Annotated in this window: 24 protein-coding genes and 1 pseudogene; 19 read left to right on the forward strand and 6 right to left on the reverse strand. The window is 69.9% G+C overall.

Features of this window, described 5'->3' with window-relative positions; genetic code table 11:
• Positions 1-99: 99 nt before the first annotated feature.
• From ACFV6H_RS36340 to ACFV6H_RS36355, 4 genes are all read left to right on the forward strand, one after another.
• A complete protein-coding gene (locus tag ACFV6H_RS36340; RefSeq protein WP_384791600.1) occupies positions 100-849 on the forward strand; it encodes a DUF2993 domain-containing protein in 750 nt (249 codons plus the stop codon).
• A gap of 468 nt (positions 850-1,317) precedes the next feature.
• Positions 1,318-2,157: a sulfurtransferase gene (locus tag ACFV6H_RS36345; protein ID WP_093594881.1), complete on the forward strand. Its 840-nt coding sequence runs from the start codon at positions 1,318-1,320 to the stop codon at positions 2,155-2,157.
• A 29-nt stretch (positions 2,158-2,186) separates the two neighbouring features.
• The gene (locus tag ACFV6H_RS36350) at positions 2,187-2,474 is read left to right on the forward strand and encodes a DUF1416 domain-containing protein (protein ID WP_093594878.1); all 288 of its coding nucleotides are present in this window, start codon (positions 2,187-2,189) and stop codon (positions 2,472-2,474) included.
• Between the two features lie 164 nt (positions 2,475-2,638).
• Positions 2,639-2,917: a DUF3099 domain-containing protein gene (locus ACFV6H_RS36355; RefSeq protein ID WP_093594875.1), complete on the forward strand. Its 279-nt coding sequence runs from the start codon at positions 2,639-2,641 to the stop codon at positions 2,915-2,917.
• A gap of 138 nt (positions 2,918-3,055) precedes the next feature.
• Here the strand turns inward: ACFV6H_RS36355 and ACFV6H_RS36360 are convergent, their stop codons facing one another.
• Positions 3,056-3,424, reverse strand: coding sequence for a DsrE family protein (locus ACFV6H_RS36360; protein ID WP_384791604.1), 369 nt, complete (start codon positions 3,422-3,424; stop codon positions 3,056-3,058).
• Positions 3,425-3,651: 227 nt separating this feature from the next.
• Here ACFV6H_RS36360 and ACFV6H_RS36365 point away from each other — a divergent pair, with 227 nt between their 5' ends.
• The 6 genes from ACFV6H_RS36365 to ACFV6H_RS36390 all read left to right on the forward strand — a co-directional run bounded on the left by ACFV6H_RS36365 (position 3,652) and on the right by ACFV6H_RS36390 (position 8,555).
• The gene (locus tag ACFV6H_RS36365) at positions 3,652-4,386 is read left to right on the forward strand and encodes a hypothetical protein (protein WP_385550981.1); all 735 of its coding nucleotides are present in this window, start codon (positions 3,652-3,654) and stop codon (positions 4,384-4,386) included.
• Positions 4,383-5,213 carry a hypothetical protein gene (locus tag ACFV6H_RS36370; RefSeq protein ID WP_385550983.1) on the forward strand — a complete coding sequence of 277 codons (831 nt, stop codon included), beginning with the start codon at positions 4,383-4,385 and terminating at the stop codon, positions 5,211-5,213. Before ACFV6H_RS36365 ends, ACFV6H_RS36370 begins: the two co-directional genes overlap by 4 nt.
• Positions 5,210-6,154 carry a hypothetical protein gene (locus tag ACFV6H_RS36375; RefSeq protein WP_385550985.1) on the forward strand — a complete coding sequence of 315 codons (945 nt, stop codon included), beginning with the start codon at positions 5,210-5,212 and terminating at the stop codon, positions 6,152-6,154. The genes ACFV6H_RS36370 and ACFV6H_RS36375 overlap by 4 nt, the downstream gene beginning before the upstream one ends.
• Before the next feature lie 280 nt (positions 6,155-6,434).
• Positions 6,435-7,007 (forward strand): FABP family protein, encoded by a 573-nt coding sequence (locus ACFV6H_RS36380; RefSeq protein ID WP_093592411.1) that lies wholly within the window; start codon positions 6,435-6,437, stop codon positions 7,005-7,007.
• Between the two features lie 67 nt (positions 7,008-7,074).
• The gene (locus ACFV6H_RS36385) at positions 7,075-7,512 is read left to right on the forward strand and encodes a Fur family transcriptional regulator (protein ID WP_385550987.1); all 438 of its coding nucleotides are present in this window, start codon (positions 7,075-7,077) and stop codon (positions 7,510-7,512) included.
• 77 nt (positions 7,513-7,589) lie between these two features.
• Positions 7,590-8,555 carry a YgfZ/GcvT domain-containing protein gene (locus ACFV6H_RS36390; RefSeq protein ID WP_384982963.1) on the forward strand — a complete coding sequence of 322 codons (966 nt, stop codon included), beginning with the start codon at positions 7,590-7,592 and terminating at the stop codon, positions 8,553-8,555.
• A gap of 154 nt (positions 8,556-8,709) precedes the next feature.
• Here the strand turns inward: ACFV6H_RS36390 and dtd are convergent, their stop codons facing one another.
• Positions 8,710-9,147: a D-aminoacyl-tRNA deacylase gene (gene dtd, locus ACFV6H_RS36395; RefSeq protein WP_384791620.1), complete on the reverse strand. Its 438-nt coding sequence runs from the start codon at positions 9,145-9,147 to the stop codon at positions 8,710-8,712.
• A 174-nt stretch (positions 9,148-9,321) separates the two neighbouring features.
• Here dtd and ACFV6H_RS36400 point away from each other — a divergent pair, with 174 nt between their 5' ends.
• The 3 genes from ACFV6H_RS36400 to ACFV6H_RS36410 all read left to right on the forward strand — a co-directional run bounded on the left by ACFV6H_RS36400 (position 9,322) and on the right by ACFV6H_RS36410 (position 12,556).
• Positions 9,322-10,020 carry an ABC transporter substrate-binding protein gene (locus tag ACFV6H_RS36400; RefSeq protein ID WP_385550990.1) on the forward strand — a complete coding sequence of 233 codons (699 nt, stop codon included), beginning with the start codon at positions 9,322-9,324 and terminating at the stop codon, positions 10,018-10,020.
• Between the two features lie 154 nt (positions 10,021-10,174).
• Positions 10,175-11,227, forward strand: coding sequence for an asparaginase (locus ACFV6H_RS36405; protein ID WP_385550992.1), 1,053 nt, complete (start codon positions 10,175-10,177; stop codon positions 11,225-11,227).
• 87 nt (positions 11,228-11,314) lie between these two features.
• Positions 11,315-12,556: a GNAT family N-acetyltransferase gene (locus ACFV6H_RS36410; RefSeq protein ID WP_385550994.1), complete on the forward strand. Its 1,242-nt coding sequence runs from the start codon at positions 11,315-11,317 to the stop codon at positions 12,554-12,556.
• A gap of 228 nt (positions 12,557-12,784) precedes the next feature.
• Here ACFV6H_RS36410 and ACFV6H_RS36415 read toward each other — a convergent pair whose 3' ends face one another.
• Positions 12,785-13,756 (reverse strand): zinc-binding dehydrogenase, encoded by a 972-nt coding sequence (locus ACFV6H_RS36415; protein WP_385550996.1) that lies wholly within the window; start codon positions 13,754-13,756, stop codon positions 12,785-12,787.
• A 184-nt stretch (positions 13,757-13,940) separates the two neighbouring features.
• Between ACFV6H_RS36415 and ACFV6H_RS36420 the strand changes: the two genes are divergently transcribed.
• Positions 13,941-14,711, forward strand: a complete 771-nt coding sequence (locus ACFV6H_RS36420) for an SDR family oxidoreductase (protein WP_385550998.1) — start codon at positions 13,941-13,943, stop codon at positions 14,709-14,711.
• A gap of 43 nt (positions 14,712-14,754) precedes the next feature.
• Here the strand turns inward: ACFV6H_RS36420 and ACFV6H_RS36425 are convergent, their stop codons facing one another.
• Positions 14,755-15,198: a VOC family protein gene (locus ACFV6H_RS36425; RefSeq protein ID WP_384982947.1), complete on the reverse strand. Its 444-nt coding sequence runs from the start codon at positions 15,196-15,198 to the stop codon at positions 14,755-14,757.
• A 10-nt stretch (positions 15,199-15,208) separates the two neighbouring features.
• Positions 15,209-15,640: a helix-turn-helix transcriptional regulator gene (locus ACFV6H_RS36430; protein ID WP_384982944.1), complete on the reverse strand. Its 432-nt coding sequence runs from the start codon at positions 15,638-15,640 to the stop codon at positions 15,209-15,211.
• Positions 15,641-15,745: 105 nt separating this feature from the next.
• Between ACFV6H_RS36430 and ACFV6H_RS36435 the strand changes: the two genes are divergently transcribed.
• Positions 15,746-16,717 carry a hypothetical protein gene (locus ACFV6H_RS36435; protein WP_385551001.1) on the forward strand — a complete coding sequence of 324 codons (972 nt, stop codon included), beginning with the start codon at positions 15,746-15,748 and terminating at the stop codon, positions 16,715-16,717.
• A 41-nt stretch (positions 16,718-16,758) separates the two neighbouring features.
• On the opposite strand, the gene ACFV6H_RS36440 is transcribed toward ACFV6H_RS36435, so the two are convergent.
• A complete protein-coding gene (locus tag ACFV6H_RS36440; protein WP_385551003.1) occupies positions 16,759-18,033 on the reverse strand; it encodes an alkene reductase in 1,275 nt (424 codons plus the stop codon).
• A 124-nt stretch (positions 18,034-18,157) separates the two neighbouring features.
• Here ACFV6H_RS36440 and ACFV6H_RS36445 point away from each other — a divergent pair, with 124 nt between their 5' ends.
• The 4 genes and pseudogenes from ACFV6H_RS36445 to ACFV6H_RS36460 all read left to right on the forward strand — a co-directional run bounded on the left by ACFV6H_RS36445 (position 18,158) and on the right by ACFV6H_RS36460 (position 21,605).
• Positions 18,158-19,234: a sigma-70 family RNA polymerase sigma factor gene (locus tag ACFV6H_RS36445; RefSeq protein ID WP_385551005.1), complete on the forward strand. Its 1,077-nt coding sequence runs from the start codon at positions 18,158-18,160 to the stop codon at positions 19,232-19,234.
• A 10-nt stretch (positions 19,235-19,244) separates the two neighbouring features.
• A complete protein-coding gene (locus ACFV6H_RS36450; RefSeq protein ID WP_385551007.1) occupies positions 19,245-20,111 on the forward strand; it encodes an oxidoreductase in 867 nt (288 codons plus the stop codon).
• A pseudogene (locus tag ACFV6H_RS36455) lies at positions 20,108-20,695 on the forward strand (alcohol dehydrogenase catalytic domain-containing protein); the annotation flags it as partial. The gene ACFV6H_RS36450 and the pseudogene ACFV6H_RS36455, both read left to right, overlap by 4 nt.
• Before the next feature lie 316 nt (positions 20,696-21,011).
• Positions 21,012-21,605: a hypothetical protein gene (locus tag ACFV6H_RS36460; RefSeq protein ID WP_385551026.1), complete on the forward strand. Its 594-nt coding sequence runs from the start codon at positions 21,012-21,014 to the stop codon at positions 21,603-21,605.
• Positions 21,606-21,655: the final 50 nt, after the last annotated feature.

Here is a 21,655-nt window from a genome sequence, read left to right on the forward strand (position 1 = left end):
CATGACGGTCAATGGTCAGCGCCCGACCGGCGCATGATCAGGACACGCATGACAAGACACCTGGGCACACGCACCTAACAGGGTGGGGGACACCGAAGAATGCGCGCACTGCGAATACTGCTGATCCTTGTCGTGGTCTTCGGCGGACTGTTCGTCGCCGCGGACCGTGCCGCGGTGTACTTCGCCGAGGGCCAGGTCGCCGACAAGATCAGGTCGAGCCAGGGGCTCAGCTCCCAGCCTCAGGTCTCCATCAAGGGCTTCCCGTTCCTCACCCAGGTCGTGGGCTCCTCGCTGGACGAGGTCGACATCAGCCTCGACGGTGTCAACGCCACCGCCGACGGCCATCAGGTCCAGGTGACCGAGGTCAGCGCCGAGCTCAAGAACGTCAAGATCGACAGCAGCTTCTCCTCCGCGACGGCCGCCCAGGCCAGCGGCTCGGCGCAGATCTCGTACGCGGATCTCGCGAAGTCGGCGCCGAAGGGCGCGACGGTCGGTTACGCGGGCGCCGACCGGGCCGCCAAGGGCCAGGTCAAGGTCTCGGGACGGCTGGCGGACGTGCTGGACGGCGCGGGCATCGATATGCCGTCCTCGGTGCGGGCGCTGCTGGACGACCGTACGGTCACCGTGTACAGCACGGTGTCGCTGGAAGGCGGCGACACGGTCCGGCTGCGCGCCGAGGCCCTGCCCGAGCTGCCGGTGCCGGGCCTGAACGAGCAGGTACGGGACGTGGTCAACTACGACCTCAAGATCGACGGACTGCCGTCCACCATCAAGCTGGACCAGGTCACCGCCTCGGAGAGCGGCCTCCAGTTCTCCGGCACGGGCACGGACGTCTCACTCGCGGGCTAGGTCCGACCGACCGGGGCGCGTCGGGCCCGTCCGACCGGACAGCGGGCCCTGCCCGGCCGCATGGCCGGATGGTGAGACGGCGGTGTCCGCTCCTCAGATGGCCGACGGGCGGAAGTGCCGGGCGGGACGGCGGGAAGCGCGCGAGCTGAACACTTGTCTCACTTCGTGGATGATCGTGTCTCACGATGTGACACACCGGTGACATGTCCGGCGGAACGTCCCTACGATCGGACGTATGAGGCAGCAGGCGGACTTCACGAAGCGGCGGGCAGTTGACCTGTGCCGCGTCGCCGCCATGCTCTGTCGCGCTGTCTGAGCGGGACTTCCGCGTCCCGTTTTTCCCTGGCCCTTCGAGTATCTCAGGGCCGGCCCCGCGCCGTACGCCGGCTTCCGTCCCATGCGTGCCATGCCCGGAAGCCACCCGCATCACGCATGACCCCGCCGCACACTGCCCCGGAGGAGAACAGCATGAGCCGCAGCGACGTCCTGGTAGACGCCGACTGGGTCGAGGCCCACATCGACGACCCGAAGGTGGTCATCGTCGAGGTCGACGAGGACACCTCGGCCTACGACAAGAACCACATCAAGAACGCCGTCAGGATCGACTGGAAGAAGGACCTCCAGGACCCGGTCCGCCGTGATTTTGTCGACCAGGAGGGCTTCGAGAAGCTCCTGTCGGCCAAGGGCATCGCCAACGACGACACGGTCGTGCTCTACGGCGGTAACAACAACTGGTTCGCGTCCTACGCGTACTGGTACTTCAAGCTGTACGGCCATGACTCCGTCAAGCTCCTCGACGGTGGCCGCAAGAAGTGGGAGCTGGACTCCCGCGACCTGGTCGAGGCCGTTCCGGAGCGCGCGGAGACCACGTACGAGGCGAAGCCCCAGAACACCGCGATCCGCGCCTTCCGTGACGACGCCGTCGCCGCGATCGGCACGCAGAACCTGGTCGACGTGCGGTCGCCCGACGAGTTCAGCGGCAAGCTGCTCGCGCCGGCGCACCTCCCGCAGGAGCAGTCGCAGCGTCCGGGCCACATCCCGTCCGCCCGTAACATCCCGTGGTCCAAGAACGCCAACGACGACGGCACCTTCAAGTCGGACGACGAGCTCAAGGAGCTGTACGCCGAGGAGCAGGTGGATCTGGCGAAGGACACCATCGCCTACTGCCGTATCGGTGAGCGTTCCGCGCTGACCTGGTTCGTGCTGCACGAGCTGCTCGGTGTCGAGAACGTCAAGAACTACGACGGCTCGTGGACCGAGTACGGCTCGCTCGTCGGTGTGCCGATCGAGCTCGGCGCCAACAAGTAATCACGCCCCGACCTGGAGGACTGAACAGTATGTGTGGAGCACAGGCCGGCGGCCCCGACGCTTCGACGATCAAGCCCGGCGAGACCACCATCCAGGGTTCCGTGACCCGTGACGGCGAGCCCGTCACCGGTTATGTGCGCCTGCTGGACTCGACCGGTGAGTTCACCGCGGAGGTTCCGACCTCGGCGACCGGTCAGTTCCGCTTCTACGCCGCCGAGGGCACCTGGACCGTGCGCGCGCTGGTTCCCGGCGCCACGGCGGACCGTACGGTCGTCGCGCAGACCGGAGGCCTCTCGGAGGTCGCGATCGCGGTCTGAGTTCCGCAATCGTCCTGAGTCCTGGGCCCTGAACGCAGGGCCGTGGTGAAGGGCCGCATCACCTGACGGGGTGCGGCCCTTCGCGCGTTCGGGTGCGCCACGTACGTACGGTCCGGGCCCGCTCGGCCGGGTCCCTGCGGCGGTTTCGGTCGTACGCTGGAGACATGTACACGCGACGCCGTCGTCGGTACTTCCTGTTGATGGGCGGATGCCTGATCCTCTTCGTCTCCGCCTGGACTTTCGTACGATTCTGGTCGGTTCCGGCCGCTGTCGCCCTGTGCATCGTCGCCATGGTCATTCCACCGATCGCGGCCATGGTGGGCAACGCACGCGGCAAGGACGACCGCTGGTGGGACGATCCGACCGGCGATCCTCAGTCCGATGAGTGGTGGGACGAGCTGGACGGCAAGAAGCCGCCGCAGAAGCGGGACAGCAGAAAGTAGCCCGGCGAGCGGGCAGTGAAGCGAACGGGGCGGGACGGGACGCGGCGAAGGAGCGGCGCCCGCCGAGGGTACGAGTACGGCCGGATGCGCTGCGGGCCGGTGCTTCGGTCTTGGGCCGCCCGCCGGTAACTCCTCGCGTCAGTAGACGAGCGCCTGGACGCCGTCCGGCATGATCTCGCTGACGAAGACCTGCGCGCCGGCGATCCGTACGCCCTCGATCACATCCTTCTCCGCGATGTCGCGCCGGGCCGCGCACTGTGTGCAGAGAGTGATCTGTCCACCGGCCTGGATCGACTCGATGAGATCCGGCAGCGGCGCGGAGTGCGGCAGTTCGAACTCGGCCGCCCGGCCCGGCAGCGCGAACCACGCGGACTCGCCCGTCAGCCACAGCGAGACCTCCACGCCGCTGGCCACGGCCACCGCCGCCACCGTGAAGGCCTGGGAACAGCGCTCCGGGGCATCGGCGCCGGCGGTCACTTTGATCACGAGCTTCTTCGCGGAATGCATATGCCGAACTGTAATCCGCCCAGGTACAACCACCTTGTCCACTCGGTGGTCAGGTCTGTGCGCGGGTTACGGAATCCGTGCTTCAGGTTTGTTCTGTGATCTTGCTTCTGTGAAGTCTCGTGGGGGGACTCTCCTTGGAATCTCAGCCAGCTCCGGCGACGCCCGCGGCCCCGGAGCCGCCGCCGCAGTCCTTGCCGGAGTCTCAGCCGCGGCCCGAGTCTCAGCCGGTGCCCGGCCGGCCGCCGCGCAGGCGTGGCCGTACAGCTCTGCTGATCGCCGCCGCCGCGGTGCTGGGCATCGTCGCCGGGACCGCCACCGGATACGCCGTCCAGGCCGACCGCGCGCCGACGCCGCTGCCGATGCTCGCCCAGCCAGGTCTGGCGTATCCCGCCAAGTCCCTTCCCAAGGGGAAGGAGCCGGAGCCGCTGTCCGCCGAGGAGGACAGCCAGGTCAGGACCGACGGCGATCTGCGCAAGCTGCTGCTCAAGCGGCCCGCCGGCGCGAGAGACAATCTCGCGCTCCGGGCCAGGGACGGGTGGCTCTCGGTCGACGAGTACGCCCGTGAGTTCGAGGCGCCGGACTACATGTTCGAGGATCTGGTGGGCAAAGGTTTTCGCCGGGCCGCGTACTCCTCCTGGGAGCAGGGCGAGTACCGCGTGACAAATATCCGCCTTGTGCAGTTCCGGGCCGACTGGTCCCTGAGCGTTACCTACCACACCGAAGGGCGGCAGGCCTACATGCCCCGCGAGGCGGGCAACCCGGGCGATCCTCTCAAGGGCAGTTCCAACGGCCGTTACTACATCTACGACGTCGAGCGGGAGGCCGGGTATCTGCCGCAGTACCACGCCCGTGCCCTCGCCCAGCGAGGCGATGTGATGCTCGACATCCACATCTACGACACCGAGCCGATCAGCAAGAAGGACATCCGGACGCTGGCCGAGCGGCAGTTGGAGCGCCTGTGAACGACGACCTGGCCACCACCGAGGCCACCGAAGCCACGGAGGGCGCTTCCCCGGCACCGGAGTCGGCGGCCCTTGCGTCTCCTGCCCCGGCACCGCGCCGCCGCGCGTGGCTGCGCCTCGGGACCGTACTGCCCGCCGTTCTCGTCCTCGGCGCGATCGGCGGCGGTACCGCGTTCATCAAGACCACCGTCGACGGAGCCGACAGGACCGCGCGCACCGCGCTGTGGCGGGAGCCGGACAACGAGCCACACCCGAATCCGGACCCGGCCGAGCATTTCGCCGATGGGCGTACGGACACCGATCTCAGCCGGAAGCTGCTTCCCGTCCCCGAGGACTACCGCCTCGGTCCGGATATAGCGGAGCACGGCAACGATGTGTCCCTGACCGCCAAAGAGGCGGAGGCGATGTTCAAGTCCGTCGGCGAAGGGCTTCCCGCGGAGTTTCGCAGGGCGCTGAACAAGGAGATCGACAAGATGGGCGTCAAGGGCATGGCCGCGCGCTCCTACAGCGCGTTCTCCCATGACCTTGTCGTCCAGGTGTTTCTGATGCGGATGACGGACCGCGCGGCCGTCCACCGCTGGTACGAGACCAAGTCGGACCGGCCCGGTGCCCGCAAGGGACCGGCGGTCGAGGGCCACAAGGAGGCCAGATGCTTCCTGGCCCCGGACAAGGACTCCGGGCTCACGGCGATGGAGTGCGTGGCGTACGACGGCGAGCTGGCCGTCGATGTCGTCGCGCTGGGCACAGAGCCGTTCGACTCGTCAGCCGTCGCCGAACTGACGAAGGATCAGCTCGGCCACATCGCATCCCCGGGGAAGTACGTATGACCGAGCAGATCACGTCATCGCCGAAGCCGACGCCTACACCCGACGTGGAGGCCGGAACCGAGGCCGGACTCGTTACGGAGGCCGGCCCCGGGCCGGAGTCGGCGTCCGCGAGCGAGCCCGTCATCGCCGCTGCCGCCGCCATCCCGCCGATGCCCACGCAGCCGCCCGTGGTGCAGGCGGGACGGTCGTCGCGGCGCGTGCTGAGGGCCGTTGGGCGCTGGGCCGCCGCCGTGGTCGTCTTCGCCGGGCTCGGCACCGGTGCCGCGTTCGGCATCAGCGGCATGGACCGTACCGACGTACCCGGGCTCGCCACCCGCGACGACGGCCGGTGGGAGTATCCGCGCCTTGCCCTGCCCGCCCTTCCCGCCGGCGCTCCGCGTCCCTACACCGACGCGAACAAGGCGGAGATCCACCACGCCGATCTGCGCGAACTGCTGCTGCCCGCTCCGGCCGGGGCCACCGCCGACAAGAAGCTCACCGGCGGCTGGGTGGGCGTCGAGCGGTACCTCTCCGAGTACGCCCCGGAGGAACGCGCGGAGCTGAGGACCACCCTGCGCGACTACGCCGTACGGCATATCGCGGCCCGTGGCTGGACCATGCCGGACGGCACCACCTCGCGTGTCTATCTGCTCCGCTTCCAGTCGGTCGCGTTCGCGCTGACGTACGAAGCCACGGAGATCGGCGACGGACTGACGGCCGGTGTCCCGCTGGCCGCCGCGCCGGAGACCGAGCTGGACGAGGGCTGGACCGAGGACGACATAGTGCCGAACACCCTGTCCAAGGTGTACGCGGAACCCAAGCCCTACGGTCCCACGCAGGTGCGCCAGGCGTATGTCCTCGCGGGTGACACCCTCGCGCTGATCGTCCACGAGAAGAAGGGCGGCGCCGCCGCCGTACCGTTCAACCAGACCGTGATGCTCCAGAATCAGCTCCTCGGCTGAGCGGGCAGCACCTCACTGAGAGGGCCGGGCCACCACCCATTAGGCTGGGGCCCGGCCCCACCGGCCCCAGCCCTGCCCGTACGGCACACCACCGCGCATCCGAGGAGCACCCCGTGCTTGAGGCCTTCTTCACTTCCCTGCTGATCCTCGTCTGTGTCGGCACGCTCGCCTTCGCCGGTCTGACCGTGAAGAAGCTGTACCAGGGCCAGCGCTAGTCACTCGCCGCACCCCAACGGCGGCATCGTCACCGCCTCACCTCTACAGATCGACTGAGCTGCTCATGATCGAGATCCCGTCCGACCTGCACCCGGACCTTGTTCCTCTCGTCTTCCTCCTCGGGAACTGGGAGGGCGTCGGCGTCTTCGACTTCCCCGGCGACGAGAAGGCCAACTTCGGCCAGGAAGTCACCTTCAGCCACGACGGCAGGGACTTCATCGAGTACGTCTCGCACACCTGGGCGCTGGACGCCGAGGGCAAGAAGATCAGGCCGATCGAGTCCGAGGCCGGCTTCTGGCGGATCGACAAGGAACGCAAGGTCGAGGCCGTGATGGTGCGCGACCAGGGCGTCGTGGAGGTCTGGTACGGCGAGCTGGCCGACCAGAAGCCGCAGATCGACCTGGTCACCGACGCGGTGGCCCGTACGGCGGCCTCCGGGCCGTACAGCGGCGGCAAGCGGCTCTACGGCTATGTCAAGGGCGACCTCATGTGGGTGGGCGAGAAGTCCACCCCCGAGATCCCGCTGCGCCCGTACATGTCGGCGCATCTGCGGAAGGTCGTGAGTCCGGACCAGGTCGAGGCATGGGCCAAGGACCTCGGCGACCTCCCGGACGACGGCATCGCCTTTTTCAAGTAGCCCGCGGTCGTCAAGCGCGATTGCCAAGTAGCCCGCGATCGCCCGCGCCCCTGCCTACACTGGGTGCGTGGTGAGCATCGACTGGAAGAGCGACCTGCGGCAGCGTGGCTACCGGCTGACGCCTCAGCGTCAGCTTGTTCTCGAAGCCGTCGACACCCTCGAACACGCGACTCCGGACGACATCCTCTCCGAGGTGCGCAAGACCGCCTCCGGAGTGAATATCTCGACCGTCTACCGGACGCTTGAGCTGCTGGAAGAGCTGGGTCTGGTCTCCCACACCCATCTCGGGCACGGCTCTCCGACGTACCACCTGGCCGACCGCCACCACCACATCCATATGGTCTGCCGGGACTGTACGGAAGTGATCGAGGCGGATGTCGAGGTCGCGGCGGAGTTCACCGCCAAGCTGAGCGAGACGTACGACTTCACGACGGACATGAAGCACTTCGCGATCTTCGGCCGCTGCCGGGCGTGCTCCGCGCACGCGGCGAAGGGCGATGCGTAGGCGCTCCCGATGTACGGGCACTCCGCGATCCGTAGGCGCACTGCGGCCAAGTCGGGCCGAGTCGTACGCTGATAGACATGAAGAGCCCTCTGCTGTTCCTGCCCGGAGCCGTCCCCGCCGAAGGACAGGACGAAGGTGTCGCCGCGCACTACGGCGATCTGTTCCGTGAACAGCGTGCCCTCGCCGACGGCACCGGTCTGGTCGATCTCTCCCACCGCGGAGTCGTGACCGTGACCGGCGACGACCGGCTGAGCTGGCTGCATCTGCTGCTCACCCAGCATGTGAGCGAGCTGCCCGCCGGCCTGGCCACGGAGGCGCTGATCCTGTCGGCGCACGGCCATATCGAGCACGCGCTGTATCTCGTGGACGACGGCGAGACGGTCTGGGCGCATGTCGAGCCCGGTACGCAGGGAGCGCTGATCGCGTACCTGGAGTCGATGAAGTTCTTCTACCGGGTCGAGGTCGCCGACCGTACGGACGACATCGCGGTCGTCCATCTCCCGGCCGGCTCGATCGCGGAGCCGCCGGAGGGCGTGGTCGTACGGGAGACGTCCTACGGCCGGGATCTCTTCCTGCCCAGGGCCGATCTGGAGTCGTACGCCGCGTCGTACGGACCGCCTGCCGGGATCCTCGCGTACGAGGCGCTGCGGATCGAGGGCCACCGGCCGCGCCTCGGCTTCGAGACCGACCACCGGACCATTCCGCACGAGCTGGGCTGGATCGGCAGCGCGGTCCATCTCCACAAGGGCTGCTACCGAGGCCAGGAGACCGTGGCGCGCGTCGAGAACCTCGGGAAGCCGCCGCGCCGACTGGTCTTTCTGCATCTGGACGGCAGCGAGGTCCATCTGCCCGGGCACGGTACGCCGGTGCGGCTTGCGGCCGACGGTGCCGAGGGACGCCAGCTCGGTTTCATCACCACCTCGGCGCGCCACCACGAGCTGGGACCGATCGCGCTGGCCCTGGTCAAGCGGAATGTGCCGGTGGACGCGGAGCTGATGGCGGGCGATACGGCGGCGGCGCAGGAAGCGGTCGTGGAGGCCTGAGCCGGGCCCGGTCGGGCCGACGCCCGGTCGGGCCCTCCGGGCCGTCCAGGCCGACCACACGGGCCTTGGTTCCGGGGCCCTGGTCCTTTAGCACATCCATGTGCCGGTGTCACATCGGGCGCCATCACATATGCGGAAAACACATGTGCTGGACTCATATGTCCAGGACCACCGTGAACGGGCCGTGGTTCGTCAGCGAGACCCGCATGTCCGCTCCGAAGCGGCCCGTCTCCACGCGCGCGCCCAGCGCCCGCAGGCCCGCCACCACCGCGTCGACCAGCGGTTCGGCGACCGGGCCCGGCGCTGCGGCGTTCCAGGTCGGACGGCGTCCCTTGCGGGCGTCCCCATAGAGGGTGAACTGCGAGATGACCAGCAGCGGAGCGTCCGCTTCCGAGCAGGATCTCTCGCCCTCCAGCAGCCGTATCGACCAGAGCTTCCTGGCGAGCCGTTCCGCCTGTTCCTTCGTGTCCTCATGGGTCACTCCCACCAGCACACACAGGCCCTCGCCCGTGAAGCCGCCGACGGTATCGGTCCCGGACTCCGTCACCACGTCGACGCTCGCGCCGTCGACTCTCTGCACCACCGCACGCATACGGGCCAACCTATCGGGGGCCGAACGGGTGCGGAGTGCCCGCATGTGCCCTGGCAGGAGTGGCACGATGCCCAAGGCGGTGCGTCGGTTCGCGCGCCGGTCCAGGGATTGGGGGGTTCCCAGCGGAACGAGGGCCAAGGGTTCTCCCCAGCGGAGTGAGGGGAAGTACGCGCGATGACCACACCTGGTGCCGGGCAGCCGCCCGGTCCCGTACCGACGGCCTGCACGACCTGCACGACCAGTGGGACGGGCACTGGAACGGGCACGGGAACGGGCGCTGGAACGACCGGTGGGACGGGCGGCGCGACGGGCAGTGCGACGGGCAGCGGGCCCGTCGTCGTTCCTGCTCCGGGCGTCGGCGCGGGCGACGGCGAGGGCTCGCTGCCCGAGCCGCGGCCGTACGACTTCACCGCGCTCCGGCTGCCCGAGCTGCGCGCGCTGCGCCGGGACTCGCAGCGCGACGAGGCCGACCTCAGCTATCTGCGCAGGCTCCTCCAGGGACGTATCGACATCCTGCGGGCCGAGCTGGCCCGCCGTAGCGCGCCCGAGACGCCGCTGCTCGACCGGCTCTCCGAGATCCTCACCGACGCACCTTCGCGGCACCGCACCTCCGCCCGTCATGTCACGCTCTCCGTGCCGCGCAGCGAGGAGTACCGCGCGCTGGCCGCGGAGACGCTGGCGGAGGTGGAGCTGTCGGATCTGGAGGCCCGTACGGACGAGGAGCTGCACTCCGCGATGGGCCGACTGATCCGTAACGAACAGCAGCTCTCGCGCCGCCGTCAGAAGCTGCAACGGACGGCGAACGAATGCAGTGCGGAAATCGCGCGCAGGTACCGTGAGGGAGAAGCGCAGGTGGACGACCTGCTCACCTGACGAAGACACCTCTCCCGAATCCTGAGGAACCCTGAGGATCCCTGAGGAAGACCTCCTCACCCGACGAGGACCCGCTCACCGAGACCGCCGACGGCAGCCCGATCCGCCGTCGGCTTTTCCGAGCGGGCCGCCGCCCTGTCCCGGAAGGCCGACGATGACATCCAGCACTCCCGCCGTACCGCCGCCGGCCATACCTCCGGCCGTATCCGCGACGGCCACACCCACATCTGCGGTTACATTTGCGGCCACCGCCACGGCTGTCCCGCCCGTCCCGCCCGTTCTCGCCGAGGTCGTACGGTCCGGCTTCACCGAGGGCCGGCACCGTGGATCGCTCGTGCTGCTCGGCGCGGACGGGCGGGTGGAGCTGGCGCTCGGCGATCCCGGCGCACCGGTCTTCCCGCGCTCCAGCAACAAGCCGATGCAGGCCGCCGCCGTACTGCGGGCCGGTCTCGATCTGTCCGGGGAGCGGCTGGCGCTGGCGGCGGCGAGCCACTCGGGCGAGACGTTCCATCTCGACCTCGTCCGCGTGATGCTCGCCGAGCACGGGCTGACGGAGGACGATCTGCGGACACCGCCGGATCTGCCGCTGGACCGGATCGCGGCGGAGGCGCATCTCGCGGCCGGCGGAGTGCGTGAGCGGATCCTGATGAACTGCTCGGGCAAGCATGCGGCGATGCTGGCGGTCTCCGCCCTGAACGGCTGGTCCAAGGACGGTTATCTGGAGCCGGACCATCCGCTCCAGCGGCTGGTCCGTACGGTGATCGAGGAGACGGCGGAGGAGCCGGTTCCGGCGGTCGGTACGGACGGCTGCGGTGCGCCGCTGATGGCGATCAGCCTGACCGGACTGGCCCGCGCCTTCCGCCACTTCGTACTGGCCGTGCCGGGCACGGCGGAGCGGCGGGTGGCGGACGCGATGCGCGCCCACCCGGAGTATGTGGCGGGCACACACCGTTCGGACACCTGGTTGATGAGAGAAGTGCCGGGCACGCTCTCCAAGATGGGCGCGGAGGCGGTCCAGGCGGTGGCGCTGGCGGACGGCCGGGCGCTGGCGTTCAAGATCGACGACGGCGGGATCCGGGCGCTGGGTCCCGTGCTGGCGCGTGCGCTCGAACTGCTGGGCGTGGAGGCCGAGGTGGTCGGACGTATCGGCCGGGCACCACTGCTGGGCGGCGGCGCGGAGGTCGGCGAGGTCCGCGCGGTGTTCTGACCGTGCGACCTTCTGACCGCGCGACGTTCAGAGCGACCGTGAAAATCTGGATGCGCCGGGCCGCCCGTACCGCTTAGCGTGCGGATCATGAGCCTTGAGGTCCGTACCGTCACCGAATCCGAGTTCCCCGACTGGCACCGAACCCTGAACACCGGGTTCCTGAGGCCGCCGGGCGGCGCGGACGAGGTGATGGCGGGACGGCTCGCCCGGAGCGATCTGAACCGTACACGCGGTGCCTTCGACCAAGGGCGCTGCGTCGCGACCTTCCGGTCCTTCGCACAGGAGCTGACGGTCGTCGGCGGCGCCGTGCTGCCCGCCGACGCCGTCACCAATGTGAGTGTCTCGCCCACGCACCGCAGGCGCGGGCTGCTCGGCCGGATGATGGCCGCCGATCTGACGGCGGCGAAGGAGCGCGGCGACGCCGTCGCCACGCTGATCTCCGCCGAGTACCCGATCTACGGACGGTACGGCTTCGGGCCCGCCGCCGGTGTCGCCGAGTGGGCGATCGACGTGCCGCGTACCGGCCTCGATCCGCGCTGGTCGGGCCCGGTCGACGGCGGCAGGATCGATCTGACGGACGGCGCCGACGTACGGAAGATCGGTCCCGAGCTGTACGAACGCTTCCGGCTGAGCCAGCACGGCGCGACGGACCGCGACGAGCACTGGTGGCAGCTCAACACGGGCGAGGCGCCCAGCAGCCACCCATGGACCGAGCCCTTCTACGCCGTCTACCGCTCCGCCGCCGGTGAGGTCGAGGGCCTGGCCGTCTACGCCTCCGACGACGAGTGGGGCGACGGCAAGCAGCCGATGAACACCGCGTCCGTACGGAATCTGATCGCGGTGACGCCGCGCGCCGAGCGTGCCCTGTGGCAGTTCGTCTGCTCGATCGACTGGATCACCACGGTCAGGACGGGACACCGCGCCCTGGACGATCTGCTGCCACAGTTCCTGCCCGATCCGCGCGCGGCACGGATCGTGACCCAGGCCGACTTCCTGTGGGTCCGGATCCTCGACGCCGTACGGGCGCTGGAGGCCCGTACGTACGCCGTCCCGGGCACGGTCGTGCTGGACATCCACGACAGGGCGGAGCTGGCGGGCGGCCGGTTCCGGCTGGATGCCTCACCGGCCGGCGCCACCTGTGCGCCGACCACGGAGTCGCCCGATCTCGTGCTGGACGTACGGGAGTTGGGCGCGCTGTATCTGGGCGACGAGTCCGTGCTGCGGCTGGTGGCGCTGGGCGCGGTGAGCGAGGAGCGGCCGGGCGCGGCGGCGGTGGCGGAGAGGCTGTTCCGTACGCCGAGGCGGCCTTGGTGCCCGGACGTCTTCTGAGGCACAGACGGTTGTTCAGGTCGTACGGGCCCTGAGGTCAGGCCGTACGCGCCTTGAACAGTACGCCCGAGAGCCCGAGTGCCACCGCCAGTATCCCGGCACACCACGCCGACGCGATCCAGGGCGCCGAGCCCACCGGCAGGCCCCGACGGGCCTGTCGGCCAGGTCGGCTCGTCCGGCCTGGTCTGTACCGCCGGTCCCGGCCACCCGCCTCGCTCCCGTCATGTGTCAGACCGTCAGCAGGGCCTTTCCCAGCAGGCTGCGGGCCTCGATCGTTCTGTGGGCTTCCGCCGCCTGCTCCAGTGGGAACGTTCCGCCGATCACCGGACGCAGCCGGCCCGCCGCCGCTTCCTCCAACGCCTCTGTCGCCAGCCGTACCCGCTCCTTGCCGGAGAGCTGCACGTCCGCGATGCCCAGCAGTGTGATCCCACGGTCCGCCGCCTGCTGTGCGTCCACCGGCGCGAAGCCGCCCGTCGGGGCGCCGTGCGCCGAGAATCGGCCGCCCTTGGCCGTCAACTCGTAGGCTGCCAGGCCGACTTCGCCGCCCACGCCGTCCAGCACCACATCGGCGCCCGCCGGGCCGAGCGTCTCGCGGGCGTGGGCGGGCCACTCCCTGTTGGCGCCGTCGATCACGGCGTCCGCGCCCAACTCCCGTACGAGAGCGGTCTTATGGTCGCCGCGCGCGACGCCGACGACGTACGCGCCCCGGGCCTTGGCGAGTTGCACCAGCAGCGTGCCCATACCGCCCGACGCGCCGGTGATCAGTACACGTTCGCCAGCGCCGATCCCGGTGGTCGTCATGAGCGCGAGCGCGGTGACGCCGTCGTGGAGCAGCGCGGCGGCGGTGGTCGCCGGGACTCCGTCCGGTACGGGTACGAGCGCGTCGACCGGCGCCACCGCCAGTTCCGCCGCGCCGCCGCTCTCGCCGAGCGCGGCCACGACCGGGCGGCCGAGCCACGCGCCGGCCACGCCGTCGCCGACCGCCCGTACCGTACCCGCGACACCGCTGCCGACGACGTAGGGAGGCCGCACCGAGAAGAACTCGCGTCCCCATCCGGTCCGGATCTGTGTCTCCACGAAGAGGGTGTCGACCGCGGAGACGGCGATCACCACCTCGCCGGGACCCGCCACCGGGTCCGGGGCCACGGCTGTCACAAGTACCTCAGGACCGCCGTAAGCGGTCACCTGCGCCACACGCATTCCGATCACGCCTTCCGCTTGCGGTACTCCTGGTGTCGTACGGCGAGTCTCGAACGTCAAGTGCGGTTGAGGTCAACCGTCCTCGGGTGGCGGGAGCCCGAGGGCGCACGGTTCCGGTGAGACTTACGGTGGTCGGAGACGACAAGTGCTTGAGCCTCGGCAATGCCTCGGCGAAGGGTGAGCCATGAAGTGCACAGTCCTGGGGGGACGCGGCCTGATCGGTTCACAGGTGGTCGAGCGGTTGACGGCGGCCGGCCACGAGGTCGTACCCGCCTCCAAGTCCACAGGCGTCGACGTGATCAGCGGCAAGGGCCTGGACCAGGTTCTCGACGGCGCCGACGTGGTGGTCAATCTGACGAACTCGCCCGCCTTCGACCAGTCCTCCGTCGCCTTCTTCGAGACGTCGACGGGCAATGTCGCGGTCGCGGCGGAGAAGGCCGGTGTCCGCCACCAGGTGATTCTTTCGATCGTCGGTGTGGACCAGGTGCCGCAGCTCGACTACTACCGGGCCAAGGTCGCGCAGGAGAACGTCCTCCGGAGCGCGTCGACGCCGTACTCGATCGTGCGCGCCACGCAGTTCTTCGAGTTCGTGGAGGCGGTTCTGTCCTGGACGACCGAGGGTGACACCGTCCGGCTGCCCGCCACCCTCGTACAGCCGATGGCCGCTTCCGATGTCGCGGCGGCGGTCGCGAGGGCCGCCTCCGGCACTCCGCTGCGAGGCATCCGCGATGTCGCCGGCCCGGACGTCTTCCCTCTGGACGAGCTGGGGCGGATCACCTTGGAGGCGCGTCCCGACGGGCGCCATGTGGTCACCGACGACCGGGCGGGCATGTTCGCCACGGTCACCGGGGATGTACTGATCGCACCGGAGGGCGCCGAGCTGGCCACTACGCACTACCGGGACTGGCTCGGGCTTCAGGGACCTCGGCGGCAGAGGGCGACGTCCGGGCCGTAAGGGCTGCGACGGCTGGCGGCTTGTGGCGGCTCACGGAGGAGGACTACTGGCTCTGGCCCTTGCCCTTGGACCTGCTCTTGCTCGGCTGGCTGAAGCGCAGCAGATTGCCCGACGGGTCGCGGAAGGCACAGTCGCGTACGCCGTACGGCTGGTCGATCGGCTCCTGGATCACCTCGGCGCCCGAGGCCCGGATGTGTTCGAACGTGGCGTCGCAGTCGGAGGTCGCGAAGACCGCCCGGCTCAGCAGGCCCTTGGCCATCAGATCCGTGAGCGCCTGCTGATCGGCCTTCGAGGCGTTCGGACTCGCGGTCGGCGGTTCGAGGACGATCTCGACCTCCGGCTGCGACGGCGGGCTGACCGTGACCCAGCGCATTCCCTCGAACGAGATGTCGCTGCGTACGTTCAGCCCGAGCACGTCACGGTAGAACGCGAGCGCCTTGTCATGGTCGTGAACTGCGAGAAAGCAGTGGGAGAGCGTGATGTCCATGCCGGTCACGCTACGAGCCGACGGCGGGTTCCGCTTCCCCATTCCTGTCTCCGTTCCTGACCGGCCTCGTGAGGATCATGGCGAAGCACGCCGGGATACGGGCCCCGTGCTCATGGCTGCGGGCCCGGTACGCGCTGGGGCTCTCGCCGACCAATTCGGTGAACCGTGAGCTGAACGAGCCCAGCGAGGAACACCCGACCGCGAAGCAGACCTCCGTGACGGTGAGATCGCCTCGTCGGAGCAGGGCCTTGGCCCGTTCGATACGGCGGGTCATGAGATAGCTGTACGGCGTCTCGCCGAAGGCGGCGCGGAAGCTGCGGGAGAAGTGGCCGGTCGACATGAGGGCGCCGCGCGCCAGCGCGGGGACGTCGAGAGGCCGCGCGTAGTCGCGGTCCATGGTGTCCCGCGCCCGCCGCAGCCTGACGAGGTCCTCTGGTGTCACCGCCCCAGCATCGCACGGCACCTCAGCCGGCCTGCCGCGCCCGTCTGCGACGCTGTTCCGGCCGGACGTCTCGCCCTCGCTCTCCAGGCTTGGCACGCTTGGCGCATGGAGGAACACGGTGCAGGACACAATGCAGGGCACGACCCAGAGCCTGGCGGGCTGTCGGCGCCGATCGTCGCGTGGTGTGTCCGTGCGCTGGGGGCCAGGCCCGTCGAGCGGTTGTTCTCCGTCGCGCAGACGTCCGAGGTGGTGGCGGTACGGCTCGACGACGGCCGCCGTGTCGTCATCAAGGCGCGGCCCGACGAGGCGGGCCGCGCGCGGGCGTGCGTAGCGGTGCAGCGGGCGCTGGCCGACAGCGGCTATCCCTGTCCTCGGCCGCTCACCGAGGTGGCCCTCGTGGACGGCCGGGCCGTGCATGCCGAGCAGTGGCGTCCGGGCGGTGACATGGTGCGCGGCGACGGCCCGGAGACCGCGCGGAAGTTCGCCGTACTGCTCGCCGCTCTGGTGACCGGAGCCCGGGAGGTGCCGGTCCGGCCGCCGTTGCCGAACCCGGTGTGGGTCCGCTGGGACCACGACGGCCCCGGCTCCTGGCCCGCGTACGACTGGCACGACGCCCGAGCCGGACTGACCGCCCTTCCGCCGGATCTTGAGGAGACCGCCGTACGCGTGCGCACCCGGCTGGCCCGCGCCGCCGCACTGCCCCGCACGGTCGGCCACGCCGACTGGGAGACGCAGAACGTGCGGTGGCAGGACGAGCAGGCGGAGGAGCCGTACGCGGTGCACGACTGGGACAGCCTGGCGTGGCTGCCGGAGGCGGCGATCGCGGGGGCCGCGTCCGGTGCGTTCGCCAGCGCCGAGCACCCCACGCTCGTACCGGTGGAGAGCTCGGCGGCTTTCCTGGACGCTTACCAGGAGACGCGAGGACGGTCGTTCACGGGCGAGGAGCGGCGGCTCGCCTGGGCGGCGAGCCTGTGGCCGGCCGCCCACAACGCCCGTACCGAGGTCCTTCACGGACAGGAGCCGATCGCCCTACGAGCTCTCCGCGACCAGGCAGACGAGCGCCTGGCGAGGCGTTGAGCGTGCGCTGACCAGGTGCCCGCGAGTCGCTCACCGCTTGCTCACCACTCGCTCGCGGGGTAGTCGACGTACCCGGCGGCACCGCCGGTGTAGTACGTGGCGGGATCGCCCGTTGCCAACTTGCGGCCCAGGGCGAACCGGGTGACGAGGTCGGGATTGGCGATGAAGTGCGTGGCGAACGAGACGGCGTCGGCGATGCCCGCTTCCACGACGGCGTTCCCGGACGCGCGGTCGAAGCCCAGGTTCGCGATCAGAGGGCCGTCGAACAGACGTCGGTAGCGTGCGATCGCGGCGATGTCGGGCGCGGCGCTCGGCGTGGCATCCGGTGTGGCATCCCGTGTGGCGCCGGGCGCGGGGAGTCGGCGTCCGAGCAGGTGCAGATAGTCCACGGGATGGTCGTTGAGCCGGGCCACGAGTTCGTCGTAGTCGGCGAGCGTCGTCTCGTCGGCGGTGAAACAACCACCTGAGGCGACCGAGGCCACCGAGGCCCCTGAGGCCCCTGAGGCCCCTGAGGCCCCTGAGGCGGCTGAGGCCTCGGAATCCCCGGCGGCCCCCGAGGTCCAGTACGGCGAGAGCCGCACGCCCACACCCCGACTGTCCCAGGGCGCTGCCACCGCGTCGATGATGTCGAGCAGCAGACGTCGGCGCCGGGCGCGGTCGCCGCCGTATGCGTCGGTACGACGGTTCAGCCGCGGGTTGAGGAACTGAGGTATCAGGAACGGGCCGAGGGCATGGACCTCGACGCCGTCGAATCCGGCGCGCCGCGCGTTCTCCGAGGCAGCGCCGAAGTCCGCGATCGTGGTCTCGATCTCCGCCAGGGGCATCGCGCGCGGCGTGACGGTGTCCTTGAAGCCGCTCGGGGTGAAGGACCTCTCGTACGGATTGACCGCGGACGGCCCACCGGGCAGCCGGCCGCCGAGGTGATCGGGATGCGAGGCGGCACCGGTGTGCCAGAGCTGGAGGACGATACGGCCGCCGAGGGCGTGTACGACGTCGGTGACCCGCCGCCACGCGCGGACCTGCCGCTCGCTGTAGACGCCGGGTACGTTGACGAAGCCGACCGCCCGCTCGCTGACCCAGGTCCCTTCGGTGATGATCAGCCCGGCGCCGGCGCGCTGGCTGTAGTAGGCGACGTGCATCTCTGTGGGTACGAGGTCGGCGTCGGCCGCGCGTGCCCGGGTGGCGGGAGCCATCACCACCCGGTTGGGCAGCCGGAGGTCTCCGAGGTCCGTCGGCCGCAGTAGCGGCTGGTCGAGGGCGGGCACCGGGCTGGATGGGGTTGTCGCGCTTGATGCGGTCGAGGGGATCGTGCTCATGGTCGGTATCTCCTTCGGGCCACTTCGGGCCATGGGGGTGCTTGCCTGTCACGTCCGCGCGGTCGCGTACGTCATGCAGGTGACGGACATGCAGGTGACGGACCGCGACGGAGAAAGGTGACCGATGGACGAGCGGGACCGGCGGCCGGACGGGCAGGACCGGGGAGCGGACGGGCAGGACCGGCTGGCGGAACGGTTCGAGACGCACCGCGGCCACCTGCGGGCGGTCGCGTACCGGATGCTCGGCTCGCTCAGCGAGGCGGACGACGCCGTCCAGGAAGCCTGGCTGCGGCTCAGCCGCGCCGATGTGCGTGGCGTCGAGAACCTGGCCGGCTGGCTGACGACGGTCGTCTCACGTCTCTGCCTGGACATGCTGCGCACCCGCGCGGCGCGCCGGGAGGACCTCGTCGGGCAGGACCTGCCGGATCACATCGGGAACAGCGGTGATGGTGGCGGCGGCGACGGCGGTGACCCGGAGCGGGAAGCGGTGCTGGTCGACTCGGTCGGCCGCGCGCTGCTCGTGGTGCTGGACACGTTGGGTCCGGCCGAGCGGATCGCCTTCGTACTGCATGACATGTTCGCCGTACCGTTCGACCAGATCGCTCCCGTCGTGGAGCGCTCACCGGCCACCACGAAGAAGCTCGCCAGCCGCGCGCGCGGCAAGGTACGGGGCACTCCCGCGGTTCCCGCCGCCGAACTCGCCCGGCATCGGCGCGTGGTGGACGCCTTTCTGGCCGCCTCGCGCAGCGGCGATCTGGACGCGATTCTCGCGGTGCTGGCCACCGACGTCGTACGCCGCGCCGACCGCGCCGCTCTCCCGCCGGGCGTGCCGGCGGAGGTCCGTGGGGCGCGGGCGGTGGCGAAGGGAGTCGTTGTCTTCGGACGGAGGGCGCGTTTCGCGGAACCGGCGCTCGTGGACGGAGCGATGGGAGCGGTCGTGGCGCCGGGCGGACGGCTGCTTCTCGTCCTTACGTTTACGTTCGCCGTCACGGGGGAGGGCGAGAAGATCGTCGGATACGAGGTGATCGCGGACCCGGCCAGGCTTCGGCGGCTCGACCTGGCCGCTCTTGAGACGGTCCGAGGTCTGACTGGCCGTGTCGTTCCCAGGAACATCGGGGCACTCCCACCGGGAGCGGAAGAGGAGGACAGTCGGCATAGCGGAATTCGGAGCGGACCGGACCGGACCTCTGATCCGCGATGAAAGGAACAAAATGACCAGCGCAACCTCCGCCGGCTCTCTCACGCTCGCCGACGACCTCACCATCAGCCGTATGGGCTACGGCGCGATGCAGCTCGCCGGACCCGGAGTCTTCGGCCCGCCCAAGGACCGCGACCAGGCCGTCGCCGTGCTCCGCGAGGCGGTCGATCTCGGCATCACGCACATCGACACCAGCGACTTCTACGGTCCCGTCGTCGTGAACGAGATCATCAAGGAGGCCCTGCACCCGTATCCCGCGGACCTCCGTATCGTCACCAAGGTCGGTGCCCGCCGTGGTGACGACGGCTCCTGGAATGCGTCGCTGGAGCCCGACGATCTCAAGGCTCAGGTGCGCGAGAACCTGCTGCATCTCGGTCTGGACGCCCTCGATGCCGTCAATCTGCGGGTCGGATCGGCCGAGGGCACCACGGAGGAGTCCGTCGCGGAGCAGTTCGGCGCGCTGGCGGAGCTTCAGCGGGAGGGCCTCATCCGCCACCTCGGACTGAGCAATGTCTCCTCGGCGCAACTGACGGAGGCGCAGACCATCGCGCCCGTCGTGACCGTACAGAACCTCTACAACCTCGCCGCCCGGCAGGACGACGACCTTGTGGACCGGTGCGCGGCCGAGAACATCGCGTTCGCCGCGTTCTTCCCGCTCGGCGGCTTCAGCCCGCTCCAGTCCGGGACACTCACCGCCGTCGCCGCCCGCCTCGATGCCTCGCCGCAGCAGGTGGCACTCGCGTGGCTGCTCCAGCGGTCGGCGACGACGGTCCTCATCCCGGGCACCTCTTCCGTGCCCCACCTCCACGAGAACGTCGCCGCGGCCGACCTCGAACTCCCGGCCGACGCGGTGGCACAACTCGACGCGATCGGCCGATAGCCGAACGGAGCGGCGCGGAGGTGTCCGGCCTCAGGCGCGGCGACCTGGTCGTGGCGCCGTTCGCGTGCTCGGACAACACCTGCGACTTCTGCCGCGAGGGTCTCCAGACGTCCTGCCGCCACGGCGGGTTCTGGGACTCCGAGGGCATGGGCGGCGGGCAGGCCGAGGCGATCCGTGTCCCGCTGGCGCAGGGCACTCTCGTCAAACTGCCCGTCGGCGAGGACTCCGCGCTGCTGCCGTCGCTGCTGACGCTGTCCGACGTGTACGCCACCGGCCACCACGCCGCGAAGCAGGCCCGGGTGAGCGCGCGGACCACGGTGACGGTGATCGGCGACGGCGCGGTCGGCCTGCTGGCGGTGCTGTCCGCCGCGCGGCTCGGTGCCGAGCGGATCATTCTCATGGGCCGGCACAAGGACCGTACCGACCTCGGCCGCTACTTCGGCGCCAAACTCATGCCCGCCGTCCTCGACGGTACGGTCGAAGCGGGCCGGGTGTTCGACCGTACCGTCGGCCTGGCCGAAGTGCCCGAGGGCTACCGGGCCATGGACCGGCGCGAGGCACTGAAGGTGGTCATCGAGCCCTGATGAAGGATGGGCAGGCAGTAGATCTGTAGATCTAGATACCGAACGGTGCAGGATAGCGGACGGTGCCGCCGGGCAGCGGATGGTCGCCCCGCGAGCTCACGCTCCCGGCGAGAGCGGATCAGGACGAGGTCAGACCGTCGCCCGGAGCGTGAGGATGATCCGGACGCTGCGCACGGCAGTGGCCCTAAGCGCGGTCATCAACTTCACCTCCCCGACTTCCTGATCCCGGGCCGAATCCCAGGCCGAACACGAACGAACGCCGGAAACGTATCATCCGCCTCGACACGGATCGCCCTGAGAGGACGAGTTGATCACGTTGCTCACGGAGTACCAGCAGAAGCTGCGCGAACGCTACGTCGCCGCTCCCGTCATGCGGGCGCCGGAGCCGTGGCAGCCGGTGCCGAGCGGCGTGATCGCGGTCGGCGGGCTGCTCGGCATCGGCTTCGCCGTTCATCCCGGCAGCGGGCACGACCTCGTCATGGTGGTGTCCCACGAGGGCCACGGGCTCTTCAACGCGGTTACCGGCGAGAAGATCGCCCGGGACCGGGACCCCGACCCGGACACCAGCACGCCGGACGCGTCACCGGATCTCACCTGCCCAGGACTCGGCCCGATCGAGGGCACGCCGGTCCGTATCGCCGGCCTCTTCGGCGGCGGCCTGCACAGCACCACGCCGGACGGCTGGACCGTGGACGTCGTCAGCCCCGAGTGGCCTCACGACCGCGTCATCCTCTCCACCGGAGGCGGGGCGCGCAAAGGCCCGGCAGGAGGGACGTGGTGGCACGTCTTCCACTCCTCGTACTCGGAACTCCGTGCCGCCGGCTTCGCCGCCTCCGGCCGCACCCTGGCCGTCGCCACCAGCAGCGACCTCACACTCTGGACCCGTTCTCAGCTCGACTTCGACGCCTGAGCGGCGATGGCCGCCGCGTCGGCGACCTTCGCTTTCTCGTCCGCGAGTGG

This window comes from Streptomyces sp. NPDC059743 (assembly GCF_042732975.1).
In the GTDB taxonomy this organism is placed as follows: Bacteria; Actinomycetota; Actinomycetes; order Streptomycetales; family Streptomycetaceae; genus Streptomyces.

Excerpts from the sequence above, each read along its gene's own strand:
- ACFV6H_RS36340 (WP_384791600.1), top strand. The coding sequence starts at position 100 with ATGCGCGCACTGCGAATACTGCTGATCCTTGTCGTGGTCTTCGGCGGA.
- ACFV6H_RS36345 (WP_093594881.1), top strand. The coding sequence starts at position 1,318 with ATGAGCCGCAGCGACGTCCTGGTAGACGCCGACTGGGTCGAGGCCCAC.
- ACFV6H_RS36350 (WP_093594878.1), top strand. The coding sequence starts at position 2,187 with ATGTGTGGAGCACAGGCCGGCGGCCCCGACGCTTCGACGATCAAGCCC.
- ACFV6H_RS36355 (WP_093594875.1), top strand. The coding sequence starts at position 2,639 with ATGTACACGCGACGCCGTCGTCGGTACTTCCTGTTGATGGGCGGATGC.
- ACFV6H_RS36360 (WP_384791604.1), bottom strand. The coding sequence starts at position 3,424 with ATGCATTCCGCGAAGAAGCTCGTGATCAAAGTGACCGCCGGCGCCGAT.
- ACFV6H_RS36375 (WP_385550985.1), top strand. The coding sequence starts at position 5,210 with ATGACCGAGCAGATCACGTCATCGCCGAAGCCGACGCCTACACCCGAC.
- ACFV6H_RS36380 (WP_093592411.1), top strand. The coding sequence starts at position 6,435 with ATGATCGAGATCCCGTCCGACCTGCACCCGGACCTTGTTCCTCTCGTC.
- ACFV6H_RS36390 (WP_384982963.1), top strand. The coding sequence starts at position 7,590 with ATGAAGAGCCCTCTGCTGTTCCTGCCCGGAGCCGTCCCCGCCGAAGGA.
- dtd (WP_384791620.1), bottom strand. The coding sequence starts at position 9,147 with ATGCGTGCGGTGGTGCAGAGAGTCGACGGCGCGAGCGTCGACGTGGTG.
- ACFV6H_RS36400 (WP_385550990.1), top strand. The coding sequence starts at position 9,322 with ATGACCACACCTGGTGCCGGGCAGCCGCCCGGTCCCGTACCGACGGCC.
- ACFV6H_RS36405 (WP_385550992.1), top strand. The coding sequence starts at position 10,175 with ATGACATCCAGCACTCCCGCCGTACCGCCGCCGGCCATACCTCCGGCC.
- ACFV6H_RS36410 (WP_385550994.1), top strand. The coding sequence starts at position 11,315 with ATGAGCCTTGAGGTCCGTACCGTCACCGAATCCGAGTTCCCCGACTGG.
- ACFV6H_RS36415 (WP_385550996.1), bottom strand. The coding sequence starts at position 13,756 with ATGCGTGTGGCGCAGGTGACCGCTTACGGCGGTCCTGAGGTACTTGTG.
- ACFV6H_RS36420 (WP_385550998.1), top strand. The coding sequence starts at position 13,941 with ATGAAGTGCACAGTCCTGGGGGGACGCGGCCTGATCGGTTCACAGGTG.
- ACFV6H_RS36425 (WP_384982947.1), bottom strand. The coding sequence starts at position 15,198 with ATGGACATCACGCTCTCCCACTGCTTTCTCGCAGTTCACGACCATGAC.
- ACFV6H_RS36435 (WP_385551001.1), top strand. The coding sequence starts at position 15,746 with ATGGAGGAACACGGTGCAGGACACAATGCAGGGCACGACCCAGAGCCT.
- ACFV6H_RS36440 (WP_385551003.1), bottom strand. The coding sequence starts at position 18,033 with ATGAGCACGATCCCCTCGACCGCATCAAGCGCGACAACCCCATCCAGC.
- ACFV6H_RS36445 (WP_385551005.1), top strand. The coding sequence starts at position 18,158 with ATGGACGAGCGGGACCGGCGGCCGGACGGGCAGGACCGGGGAGCGGAC.
- ACFV6H_RS36450 (WP_385551007.1), top strand. The coding sequence starts at position 19,245 with ATGACCAGCGCAACCTCCGCCGGCTCTCTCACGCTCGCCGACGACCTC.